The organism is Empedobacter sp. GD03797, from assembly GCF_029842105.1.
In the GTDB taxonomy this organism is placed as follows: Bacteria; Bacteroidota; Bacteroidia; order Flavobacteriales; family Weeksellaceae; genus Empedobacter; species Empedobacter falsenii_C.
On record NZ_JAOCFS010000017.1, the window covers coordinates 28,647 to 41,091 of the forward strand.

The following is a 12,445-nucleotide window of genomic DNA, read 5'->3' on the forward strand; positions in this document are numbered from 1 at the left end:
ATTAATAGAATATTGAACTCCTTCAAAACAGCTCATTACATTAATTAAAAAAATATGGAAATAAAGATGTCGATTAGTTTTATCCCGATAAATGGAACGATGATTCCTCCAATTCCATAAATCAGTAAATTTCTTCTCAAAAGTGCACTTGCTCCAATTGGTTTGTATGGAACACCTTTTAAAGCTAAAGGAATCAAGAAAGGAATAATAATGGCATTGAAAATAACAGCCGATAAAATAGCGGTTTCGGGACTATGTAAATTCATGATATTCAATCCTTGTAAGGCTGGAATTGCGGTAATGAACAAAGCAGGTATGATGGCAAAATATTTTGCGACATCATTTGCAATACTAAAGGTTGTTAAAGTTCCGCGTGTCATTAATAATTGTTTTCCAATTTCAACAACTTCAATTAATTTGGTTGGATCATTATCTAAATCTACCATATTTCCGGCTTCTTTTGCTGCTTGCGTACCGCTATTCATGGCTACACCAACATTAGCTTGCGCTAGAGCAGGAGCGTCATTTGTACCATCGCCCATCATAGCAACCAAACGACCTTCGGTTTGTTCTTTTTTGATGTAATTCATTTTATCTTCCGGCTTTGCTTCCGCAATAAAATCATCTACACCTGCTTTTTCTGCTATAAATTTTGCAGTCATAGGATTATCACCTGTTACCATAACCGTTTTGATTCCCATTTTACTTAACCGAGCAAAGCGTTCTTGAATTCCAGGTTTGATAATGTCTTGTAATTCGATAACTCCTAAAACTTGTTCATTTTGAGAAACAACTAAAGGTGTTCCTCCATTTTGAGCAATTTCATTGGCTCTCATTTGAATTTCGTTTGGAAAAGCATTTCCAGCATTTTCAACCAATTTTTTGATAGCATCTAGAGCTCCTTTTCGAATACGAATTTGATCAAAATCAATTCCTGAACAACGTGTTTCTGCGCTAAAATTGATAAAAATAGGATGTTGAATTGCGTATTTTAATGGATCTATTTGAACTAATTCTATAATTGATTTTCCTTCTGGTGTTTCATCACTCATCGAACTAAGTACTACTGCTTTTTCTAAAGTTTCCATTTCTATTCCAATTGCAGGATATAAAGCTGTTGCTTTACGATTCCCTATTGTAATGGTTCCTGTTTTATCCAATAATAAAACATCTATATCGCCTGCTGTTTCTACTGCTTTTCCACTTTTTGTAATGACATTTGCGTGTAAAGCTCTATCCATTCCAGCAATTCCGATTGCGGATAATAAACCTCCAATAGTGGTTGGAATTAAACATACAAATAATGAGATTAAAGCGCCAATGGTAATGGGAACATTTGCATAATCAGCGAAAGGTTTTAGGGTAACCATAACAATGACAAATACTAATGTAAAAGCAGCTAATAAAATGGTTAAAGCAATTTCATTTGGAGATTTCTGACGATTTGCACCTTCAACTAATGCAATCATTTTATCTAAAAAACTTTCTCCTGGTTGTGTCGTAACTTTGACTTTAATTCGATCCGAAAGAACTTTTGTTCCTCCAGTAACCGAACTTTTATCGCCTCCAGCTTCACGAATTACAGGTGCACTTTCTCCTGTAATAGCACTTTCGTCGATCGTTGCTAAACCTTCTATAATTTCACCATCGGTTGGAATTATATCTCCAGCTTCACAGATAAAAATCATATCTTTGATTAGAGCAGAAGACGAAATGATTTCACCATTTTCTAATTTAGCAGGCGTTTCTTCTCGCGTTTTACGTAAACTATCAGCTTGAGCTTTTCCTCTTGCTTCAGCAATTGCTTCAGCAAAATTGGCAAATAATAATGTAAAAAGAAGTAAGATGAAAATTGAAAAATTATACCCAAAACTACCTTGAGATGTTTCACCTAAAAGAATCCAAAAGCAAACTCCTAACATAATTGCAGTACCAATTTCTACAGCAAACATGACAGGGTTTTTATATAAAGTTGCTGGATTTAGTTTGATGAAAGCTTCTTTGAAGGCTGTTTGTACCAATGTTTTTTCAAATAAATTGGTTTTATTTTCTCGTGTCATTTTCTAAAATTTTGGAGTTGAAAAATAATCAGCAATGGGACCTAAGGTTAAAGCTGGAAAAAATGCTAAGGCTGCAACAATTAAGATGATGGCAAAAACAATACTTCCAAAAGTTGCTGTATCGGTTGCTAAAGTTCCTGAACCTTCTGGAACAAAATGTTTTTTTGCTAATAATCCAGCAATTGCAACAGGACCAATTATAGGTAAGAATCGTCCTAAAATTAATACAAAACCAGTTGCAATATTCCAAAATGGAGTGTTGTCTCCTAATCCTTCAAAACCAGAACCGTTGTTTGCAGCAGATGAAGTAAATTCATATAACATTTCACTAAATCCATGATACGAGGAGTTGTTTAAGGTTGATAGTGTTTCACTTGGTATTCCAGCAGCCAAAGCTGTTCCTACTAAAATCAAGAATGGATGTAAAAGGGTAATCATCATGGCGATTTTCATTTCTTTGGCTTCTATTTTTTTTCCAAAAATTTCAGGTGTTCTACCAACCATCAATCCACTAATAAATACCGCTAAAATTACAAATACAAAGAAGTTTAAAATACCAACTCCTACACCTCCATAAACACTGTTGATCATCATAGCTAACAGTTCATTCATCCCAGATAATGGCATTGTACTATCGTGCATAGAATTGACTGAACCTGTAGAAATAACGGTTGTTGCGATGCTCCAAAATCCTGAAGCGGCAGAACCAATTCGAACTTCTTTACCTTCCATTGCACCTAATGAATTATCAATACCGAGTCTTTCAATCATTGGATTTCCTTGCGATTCCATGTAAACATTCGGAATCGTTAAACATAGAAAGCCAACAGTCATGACACCAAACATCATCCAAGCAAATTTTCTGCGATTAGTATAAACGCCAAATGCAAATAACATCGCCAACGGAATCAGCATTTGTGCAATCATTTCCGTCATATTACTTATATATGTTGGATTTTCGAATGGGTGTGCAGAGTTGGTACCAAAGAATCCTCCGCCATTTGTTCCTAAATGTTTTATGGCTATAAAAGCTGCTGCAGGTCCTCGAGAAACTTCCACTTTATTTCCTTCTAAAGTCATCATTTCATCTTTTCCTTCAAATGTCATTGGAGTTCCTTGAAAAATTAAGATTGATGATACAATTACACATAATGGCAATAAAATACGCGTAATCGATTTGATGAAATAAGTATAAAAATTACCTAAAGTTGTCGTTGTTTTTTGTCGAAAGGCTTCAAATAATGTAACTGCTGCTGCCATACCGGTTGCTGCACTCACAAATTGTAAAAACATCAGCCATAATTGCGCTAAATAACTTACGCCTGTTTCTCCTGAATAGTGTTGTAAATTACAATTCACTACAAACGAAATAATCGTATTGAAAGCCAAATCAGGACTCATACTTGGATTTTTATCTGGATTAAAAGGCAACAGACCTTGTGTCATTAATAGGATAAATCCAATGATAAACCAAATCAAGTTAATCGTTAATAATGCACTTAAATGTTGTTTCCAATTCATCTGTTCCTCCGAATTGATACCTGATATTTTGAATAACAACTTTTCTATTGGGGAAATTAATCGGTCTAAAAAAGTTGGTTTATTGAGATAAACACGTGCAATATAATTTCCTAACGGAATGGAAAGAGCGATCGCAACTAAAAATTGTACGATAACGCCAAATATTTCTGAATTCATTTTTACGAATAATTAAGTTTAAAATTTTTCGGGTTTTAATAGCACATATACCAAGTATACAAACAAGGCAATGGCGATGATTAATAAGAAAATCATAATGAATGGATTAGATATTATCAAAAAAGTCAATGGATTTGAAGAATACTCCAAAACATAAAATCCCAGCTAATAGTAATACAATTGTTATCATATTCCTGAATGATAAATTTGTTTAACATATTCTGATTTCAAATTCATTGGAAACAAATTCAAAAATTGTTTTCGGTTTTTGAAATCCGCTTCAATCATCAAAGTAACGGGTAGTATAAACAGATTATTGATGTATGTTTTACCCAAATCATTTGTTTTTGAAAACAATTTTCCTACACTATAACATAGCTGTTTTACACGTGCTGGATTATTATCTAAAATGTTTTGCAGTACTTTACTTTTAAGTTCTTTGACTTCATCTAATGAAATCGTTTGTTTCATTTTCATTTTGTAGATTTTTAAATTTCTCTACATAAGCCAATCAAAATGCCAAAGCAATTAGAATTAATTAGACAAAACAAAATCAATACGTTATGTTTTTATAGATTTTTACTCAAATAAAAAACCCTTCCAAAATGGAAGGGTTTATTTTCATTATGATAAAGTATTTTATTTTAATTCAGTTCATATTCGGCTATTTTTCGATAAAGCGTTGTTAGGCCAATACCTAATAATTCTGCCGTTTTTGTTTTGTTACCTTTTGTAAATTTTAAAACTTTCTGAATATGTTTTTTTTCCATTAAAGCTAATTCTAATGAATTTTCGTTCTGATCAATTTCGCTTGTTTGAATAAATGAAGGAAAATCATTTGTAGAAAGTTCTTCATTTTCCGACAAAATAATAGCACGTTCGATCGTATTTTTTAATTCACGAATATTTCCCGGCCACGAATATTTTTTAAGAAAAAGTAAAGCTTCTTGATTAATAGATTTTATATTTTTTTGATAATATTGATTGAAGTGTTTTATAAACTGATTCACGATTAGTTCGATATCCGAAACGCGTTCACGTAAAGAAGGTAACTCGATATGAAACACAGAAATTCGATAAAATAAATCTTCTCGAAATGTTCCGTTTGCAATTTCCTTTTCCAAATTTCGGTTAGTGGCTGCAATAATTCGTACATCAACTTTTGTAGGTTTTGTTTCGCCGATTTTAATAAACTCACCTGATTCTAAAACTCGCAACAATTTTGCTTGTAAATCCAAGGCCATTTCGCCAATTTCATCTAAAAAAATAGTTCCTAAATGTGCTTCTTCAAACAAACCTTTCTGATCTTTCATTGCGCCTGTAAATGCACCTGCTTTATGACCAAATAATTCACTTTCTAATAAGTCTTTACTAAAAGCCGAACAATTAATTGCAACAAAATTTTGGTTTTTTCTCAAACTTGATTGATGTATAGCTGTTGCAAAAACTTCTTTTCCAGTTCCTGTTTCTCCAGTTAAAAGAACGGTAGCATTCGTTGGTGCAACTTTTTGAGCTAATTGTAAAGCTTGTTCAAAAATTGGAGATTTACCCAATAATAAATTACTGTCTAATTTTGTTGATGTTGTTTCTTGAGAAATTTCATTCTCTTTATTATATTTCACACGATCCAAAGCTCTATACAACAAAGGTAAAATACGATTGTTATCATCCCCTTTTGTAATATAATCAAATGCTCCGTTTTTAATGGCTTGAACGCCGTCAGGAATATTTCCGTAAGCTGTAAGCAGAATAATTTCTATCAAAGGAAATTTTTCTTTGACTTCTTTTGCAAACTCAACACCATTACCATCAGGTAATTTTACATCACATAAAACAACCTCAGGAGAAAGTGTTTTAATTTTCTTAAGGCCTGATTTTAAATCTTCAGCTTGATGTATTTCAAAACCTTCTAATTCGAGAATTCGAGCTAGGAGAGTTCTGATTTTTGTTTCATCGTCTATGATTAAAATTGAATGCATTCTTATTACTTGTGAACAACGAAGGTATTGTTTTTATGCATATAGATTTGAAATAATTATTTAGTTAATTTTAATAATAAGCATGTTTTTCTAGTATGTAATAAAATTTCAAACCATCTCTAGAGTTTTTATATTTATCAATTGTAAAAAAATCCTTCGTCTAAAAAGACAAAGGATTTCTAAAAAACTCAAAATGATGATTTTCTAACCATCAACCTTACTATGTTGTTTTCCGTAGAAAAAGTAAATACAAATTCCGATTACTAACCAAATCAAAAGTCGCCACCAACTTTCCATTGTTAATGAAGTCATTAAATAAACACAAACAATAATTCCCAAAATTGGAACAAATGGAACAAATGGAACTTTAAATTTACGTTCGGCATTTGGCATTTTTTTACGCATCACAATAATTCCAATACAAACTAAAGTAAAGGCAAATAAAGTTCCGATACTTACCATATGACCTAAATCTTTGATTGGTACAAAACCAGCAAAAATGCTCACAAAGACTAAAAAGAATACATTGGTTTTCCAAGGTGTACGAAACTTTTTGTGTACATCTGAAAAGAAAGAAGGTAACAATCCGTCATTACTCATGCTATAAAATACGCGACTTTGTCCTAATAACATCACTAATATAACCGATGTATAGCCTGCGATAATTGCTAAAATCAATACACTTTGTAAAAATGTATAACCTGTTACTGCAAATGCTGTCGCTGCTGGTGACGCATCCCCCTTAAAGGTTTCGTATGGTACCAAACCTGTCATTACCCACGAAAATAATACGTACAAAATGGTACAAATAACCAACGATCCCAAAATACCAATCGGCATTCCTTTCTGTGGATTTTTAGCTTCTTGTGCCGCAGTAGAAACCGCATCAAATCCAACAAAAGCAAAGAAAACAACTGCTGCTCCTGCTGCAATTCCTGGCATTCCTCCGAATTGAGTTCCTGGAATATTTTTAGGAATAAATGGAATATGATTTTCTGGATTGATATGACTCCAACCCAAAATGATAAAAACAATTACGACACTTACTTTTAAAATTACAAGAATATTGTTGATAATTGCAGATTCTTTTGTACCTCTCATTAACACTAAAGAAAGTAGACATACAATAAAGATTGCAGGTAAATTAACCATTCCGCCATCGGCTGGAGCGTGCAACAATTCTTGAGGTAAATGAATATTAATTCCTTGCAAAAATTTATCGACGTAAGCCGACCAACTCACACTTACAGTTGCCGCTGCCAAAGCATATTCTAACACCAAATCCCAACCGATAATCCAAGCAATAAACTCTCCCATTGTTGCGTAAGAATACGTATAAGCACTTCCAGCAACTGGAATCATTGAAGCAAATTCGGCATAGCAAAGTCCTGCAAAAGCACAACCAACTGCGGCTAAAACAAACGATAAAGTGACTGCGGGACCTGCATGATCTGCCGCTGCAATACCTGTTAAACTAAATAATCCAGCACCGATGATAGCGCCAATACCCAAAGCAACTAAGGCTCCCGAAGAGAGAGATCTTTTTAAACCACCTTCCGTTTCTTGCGAATCTTCTATTAACTTCGCTAATGGTTTAATTTTCCAAATTGACATAAAAATACATGTATTAAAACTTGACGAAATGTAAAGTGTTTCAGATATATTTTTAAAATTCGAAAAATAAATTTTATTTTTTTTGGATATATTTCTATAGAAAAACTTAATATTTACGAATAATATAATTAGAAATTAATATTAAAACGCAACTTTAAATTATTCATAAAAATTAAATCATATTTTAATAAAACTAAATCCAATAAATTAAATAAATACGAATAAAATTATTTTTTACTTATTTTATTGAGACAAAAAAAACCTCGAAAATTATTTTCGAGGTTTTGTATTATTTTATTGAAATGATCTTCTTATTCTGCAATACTTGGAACTGAAACCAATTCGTTTGTATCAGCATCATAATCGATTTCATCAAAACTAAATCCAAACAATTGTAAGAATTCATCATGATAACCTTTGATATCAGAAATTTCTTTGATGTTCTCAGAAGTTACAATTTTCCATAAATCATCTACTTCTTTTTGTACATCTTCGCGCATTTCTAAATCATCGATACGGATACGTCCATTTTCGTCCAAAGGAACTTCTCCGTTTGCAGTATACAAGCGCTCTGCAAACAAACGTTGCATTTGCTCGATTGTACCTTCATGAATTCCTTTTGCTTTCATTACTTTGTACAATAACGAAATATATAATGGCACAACTGGAATAGCAGAACTAGACTGTGTTACCAAAGCTTTGTTTACAGAAACGTAAGAAACACCATTCAAATCTGCTAATAATTCGTTGATAACTGGAACCGTTTTTTCTAAATCGTTTTTAGCCATACCAATCGATCCATCTTTATAAATTCTATGAGTCAATTCTGGCCCGATGTAAGAATAAGCAACAGTTTTTACACCTTCAGCTAAAACACCAGCAGCTTTCAAATCTTCCATCCAAAATTTCCAATCTTCACCTCCCATTACAGCAATTGTATTATCAATTTCTTCTTGAGATTCAATCGGATCAATTGTAATATCTGTTACTTCTGCTGTATGAAAATCTACTGTTTTATTTGTAAATGGTTCTCCAATTGGTTTAAGAACTGATGAATACGCAACACCTGTTTTTGGGTGTGTACGACGTGGCGAAGCTAAACTGTAAACCACTAAATCTACTTGACCTAAATCTTGTTTGATTAAATCAATCGTTTGTTGTTTAATCTCATCAGAAAAAGCATCTCCATTAATACTTTTTGCATACAAACCAGCTTCGTGTGCTTCTTTTTCAAAAGCAGCTGTGTTGTACCAACCCGCAGTTCCCGGTTTTCTTGGTGCAGCAGGTTTTTCGAAAAAAACACCTATTGTTGCAGCATTATATCCAAAAGCAGCTGTAATACGAGATGACAGACCAAAACCTGTCGAAGCTCCAATTACCAATACTTTTTTTGGTCCTTCGGCTGAAATATTTTTTGATTTTACGTACTCAATTTGATTGTGAACATTTTTTGCAGTTCCCTCAGGATGAGTCGTAATGCAAATAAAACCTCTTGTTCTTGGTTGAATAATCATTATACTTAATTTAGTCGCATAAATTTATAAAATAAATTCTATATAACGAAACGATCTTTTTGTACATAAAATCATTCTATTTTTAATAAAATTAATAGGAATACTGATTTCGATTTACTATATTTACAATTACTCAAAACCTACTTACCTATGAAAGATATTCACATAGGCTCTTTAATCAAAAAAAGAGTCGACGAACTTGGAATTGATATATCCCGTATCAAAAGTTTCTTCAAAACTTATTCTGAAAAAGAAATTAATGCTCAATATTTAAGTAAAAGTATACAAACAGACGATTTATTAAAATGGTCGAAGTTATTGGAATATGATTTTTTTAGAATTTATACACAACACATTATTTTATTTGCTCCTGTTGGAAAAAACGCTTCAACTTCAACATCCCCTAAAAGCTCTGTTTTACCAAATTATCGCAAAAGTGTGTATACAAAAGAGATTATAGATTTTGTATTGAATTTATACACTGAAGAAAAAAAGAAAATTCAAGAAATTTCGAATGAATACAATATCCCTAAAAATACCATTCATAATTGGATAAAAAAATACCTACCACAAAATTAAATCTTACTCACTATGGAAAAACCAAACTACCAAAAAATCTATCAAGACATTATTAAACGTAATTTCCCTGAAAAAATAGAACAGACAAAAAAATTGTTAAAAAAGAATATGAATGTTTTGGATATCATGAAAGTATCAGAAATACTGAATGCAAACAAAACAGCCGAAAATCAAAAGCATAAATCCTACGATTTGAATTCTGTTTTAGAGATTTTAAAAATTCAGCAAAAAAATAATTACACCAATACTTTTACTGCTGATAAGTTTAAAATCAGTCGAAATACTGTAGCTAAATGGCGTAAAATATATGGGTATTAAAAAACGGTTTCAAAAAGAAACCGTTTTTTTTTATTTATCTATTATTTTTATCCTCTTTTATTACTTTATGTACCGCTAAAGTTGCAAACGGAATAAATGCGTACATCACATAAATGATAAAGTCTTCGTCATCCCATTTATATATTCTTCTGACTCTAAAAAGTAAAATCAAGTAAGCTGTAAACCAAAAACCGTGAAAACAACCGGCAAATGGCATTGGCAACACATAATCGAATTGATATTTAATTGGCATTGCGACCAAAAATAAGAGCGTACAACTTATCGTTTCCCACACACATGATGTGCTAAACCATTTTTTTAACTTTTCGTCAGATACGTTTAACATTTTGCAAATTTAATCGTTTATTGATAGTAGAGGTATGATAATCATTAGTTAAAAAGGTTATTTTTACTCAATTATTGAAATAACTATTAATATTTATGATAATTAAATGTTATAATTATTATTATTTATGATAATTATACATAATAATTATCAATATTATTTATTAAATTTGTAAAAATCCAAAACCTCATAATTAATGCACGTAGATAATTTTCTTTCAAAAAAATTCAATTTAGCTTTACCCTACTGGACAATTATCTGTCCCATTCTTGCCATATTTTCACTAACTATAGCCGAAGGATTTAAAGATCAGATGTGGTTTTCTGGAGTCTTAGGAATCATTTTAATTTCAGCCGTTTTATCAGCTGTACATCACGCAGAAGTTGTAGCGCATAAAGTTGGAGAACCTTTCGGAACCATTATTTTGGCCTTAGCCATTACAGTTATCGAAGTTTCGTTAATTGTTTCATTAATGATGTCCGAACCTACCGGCTTTCCTTCAGTTTTGGCTAGAGATACCGTTTTTGCTGCTGTAATGATCATTCTTACCGGAATTATCGGAATCTGTTTATTGGCTGGAGGAGTTCGCTATAGAGAACAAAATTTTATCAAACAAGGTGTTTCAACTGCTTTAATTACTTTAGTTGCAATATCTATATTAACCTTAGTTTTACCTAATTTTTTAACTTCAGAAAAAGGAGGAGAATTTTCGACAAGTCAATTAATTTTTGTAGCAATTATTTCGTTGATTTTATATGGCGGATTTATTTCCGTCCAAACCATTCGTCACCGTGATTATTTCTTACCACAAAGTAGCAAAGATAATGTAACATCAGAATTGCATGTCGAAAAACCAAATTTACTTACAACGATTTCGAGTTTGGTTTTATTATTAGTTGCTTTGTGTGCAGTTGTTTTGTTATCAAAAAAATTATCGCCAACCATCGAAACAATTGTGATGGATTTAGGCGCTCCAAAATCATTGGTGGGAATTATAATTGCCGGAGTTATCTTATTACCAGAAGGTTTAGCTGCATATAAAGCAGCAAAACAAGACCGTTTACAAACAAGTCTTAACTTGGCTTTAGGTTCTGCATTAGCTTCAATTGGATTAACAATTCCTGCAGTAGCAATTGTTTGTTATTTCACAGGATTGGAAGTTACATTAGGAATAGATGCAAAATCATCTATCTTATTAGTATTATCCTTGTTCACTGTTTATTTATCATTAAATTCTGGTCGAACAAATATTCAGCAAGGAATTGTTTTATTAACACTTTTTGCCACGTATTTATTTACTACAATAGTTCCATAAAGGAAATTAAAAGACATAAAAAAAACGACTCAAAATTAAATTTTGAGTCGTTTTTTGTTTTTATTTTTTTGGTAAAGAAACCATATTCGAATCTAATTTTTGATCTTTTTCTAAGAATATTTTTCCTCTCAAAATACTTTGAATTGTATTGATTAACTCTTTTTCGAAAGAATCTCTTAATTGAGATTGATGAAAAATCAACGAAACTTCTCGCGTTGGAACTGGCGACTCAAAGTTTTTGACAAATTTCTTATATTCTTGTGGCAAATCATCTGCAACCAAAGCAGGCAACAAAGTCATTCCGTATCCATCGTTTGCTAATTTAACTAAAGCTTCAAAACTTCCTGAATCTAACTTAATCGGACGATTTTTTAGATTTGAAGTATCACATAAAGCCAACACATTATTTCTGAAACAATGTCCTTCTTGCAAGATTAATAAATCAGAAGTGTTTAGATCATCTTCATTGATTTTATCTTTGTCAGATAAGCGATGCCCGTTTGGCACATAAGCCACCAATGGTTCATAATAAAGAGGTTTTTCGATAATTTGATCTTCGAAAAGTGGCGAAACCACAATACCAAAATCCAACGAACCATCTTTTATTCCTTTTATAATTTTATCCGTTTGCAATTCTTTGATAATAAGATTTGATTTCGGATTATTTTTCTGAAATGTTTTATAAAATAAAGGTACCAAAGAAGGTAAAACAGTAGGAATAACACCAATAATGAAATCACCTTCTAATAAACCTTTTTCTTCGTTTACCAAGTGTTTCATTCGGTTAGCTTCCATTAAAATTGTTTTTGCTTGCGCAACAATTTTCTCTCCAATTTGAGTGATTTTGATTGGATGCGATGTTCTATCGAAAATATCAATATTCAATTCTTTTTCCAATTTCTGAATCTGCATACTCAATGTTGGTTGAGTTACAAAGGATTTATCAGCAGCAATTGTAAAGTTCTTATGCTCAGCCACTGCCAGCACATATTGTAATTGTACTAATGTCATATATAAAAATT

The 12,445-nt window shown here is 31.9% G+C and carries 12 protein-coding genes; 3 read left to right on the plus strand and 9 right to left on the minus strand.

What is annotated here, in order from left to right; translation table 11 throughout:
* Positions 1 to 44 precede the first annotated feature (44 nt).
* The 7 genes from kdpB to fabV form a co-directional block, all read right to left on the minus strand.
* Positions 45 to 2,060, minus strand: a complete 2,016-nt coding sequence (kdpB, locus tag N5D90_RS11360; RefSeq protein ID WP_280062510.1) for a potassium-transporting ATPase subunit KdpB — start codon at positions 2,058 to 2,060, stop codon at positions 45 to 47.
* Positions 2,061 to 2,063: 3 nt separating this feature from the next.
* Complete coding sequence (kdpA, locus tag N5D90_RS11365) at positions 2,064 to 3,758, minus strand: potassium-transporting ATPase subunit KdpA (protein WP_114999277.1); 1,695 nt, start codon at positions 3,756 to 3,758, stop codon at positions 2,064 to 2,066.
* Between the two features lie 18 nt (positions 3,759 to 3,776).
* Entirely contained in the window at positions 3,777 to 3,854 is a 78-nt protein-coding gene (gene kdpF / locus N5D90_RS17130; protein WP_369012327.1) for a K(+)-transporting ATPase subunit F, read from the minus strand.
* Positions 3,855 to 3,944: 90 nt separating this feature from the next.
* A complete protein-coding gene (locus tag N5D90_RS11370) occupies positions 3,945 to 4,235 on the minus strand; it encodes a hypothetical protein (protein WP_114999274.1) in 291 nt (96 codons plus the stop codon).
* Positions 4,236 to 4,402: 167 nt separating this feature from the next.
* The gene (locus N5D90_RS11375; RefSeq protein ID WP_114999272.1) at positions 4,403 to 5,737 is read right to left on the minus strand and encodes a sigma-54 dependent transcriptional regulator; all 1,335 of its coding nucleotides are present in this window, start codon (positions 5,735 to 5,737) and stop codon (positions 4,403 to 4,405) included.
* A 204-nt stretch (positions 5,738 to 5,941) separates the two neighbouring features.
* Complete coding sequence (locus tag N5D90_RS11380) at positions 5,942 to 7,351, minus strand: amino acid permease (protein ID WP_038333935.1); 1,410 nt, start codon at positions 7,349 to 7,351, stop codon at positions 5,942 to 5,944.
* A 311-nt stretch (positions 7,352 to 7,662) separates the two neighbouring features.
* Positions 7,663 to 8,865: an enoyl-ACP reductase FabV gene (fabV, locus tag N5D90_RS11385; protein WP_280062511.1), complete on the minus strand. Its 1,203-nt coding sequence runs from the start codon at positions 8,863 to 8,865 to the stop codon at positions 7,663 to 7,665.
* A gap of 150 nt (positions 8,866 to 9,015) precedes the next feature.
* Here fabV and N5D90_RS11390 point away from each other — a divergent pair, with 150 nt between their 5' ends.
* Both N5D90_RS11390 and N5D90_RS11395 read left to right on the plus strand, forming a co-directional pair.
* Positions 9,016 to 9,444 (plus strand): transposase, encoded by a 429-nt coding sequence (locus N5D90_RS11390; RefSeq protein ID WP_280062512.1) that lies wholly within the window; start codon positions 9,016 to 9,018, stop codon positions 9,442 to 9,444.
* 12 nt (positions 9,445 to 9,456) lie between these two features.
* On the plus strand, positions 9,457 to 9,762 hold the full coding sequence (locus N5D90_RS11395; protein WP_038333921.1) for a hypothetical protein: 306 nt from the start codon (positions 9,457 to 9,459) through the stop codon (positions 9,760 to 9,762).
* A 34-nt stretch (positions 9,763 to 9,796) separates the two neighbouring features.
* Here the strand turns inward: N5D90_RS11395 and N5D90_RS11400 are convergent, their stop codons facing one another.
* Positions 9,797 to 10,108: a DUF3817 domain-containing protein gene (locus tag N5D90_RS11400; RefSeq protein WP_038333915.1), complete on the minus strand. Its 312-nt coding sequence runs from the start codon at positions 10,106 to 10,108 to the stop codon at positions 9,797 to 9,799.
* Between the two features lie 196 nt (positions 10,109 to 10,304).
* On the opposite strand from N5D90_RS11400, the gene N5D90_RS11405 reads away from it, so the two are divergent.
* Entirely contained in the window at positions 10,305 to 11,423 is a 1,119-nt protein-coding gene (locus N5D90_RS11405; protein WP_038333912.1) for a calcium:proton antiporter, read from the plus strand.
* A gap of 60 nt (positions 11,424 to 11,483) precedes the next feature.
* On the opposite strand, the gene N5D90_RS11410 is transcribed toward N5D90_RS11405, so the two are convergent.
* On the minus strand, positions 11,484 to 12,434 hold the full coding sequence (locus N5D90_RS11410) for a LysR substrate-binding domain-containing protein (protein WP_038333906.1): 951 nt from the start codon (positions 12,432 to 12,434) through the stop codon (positions 11,484 to 11,486).
* Positions 12,435 to 12,445: the final 11 nt, after the last annotated feature.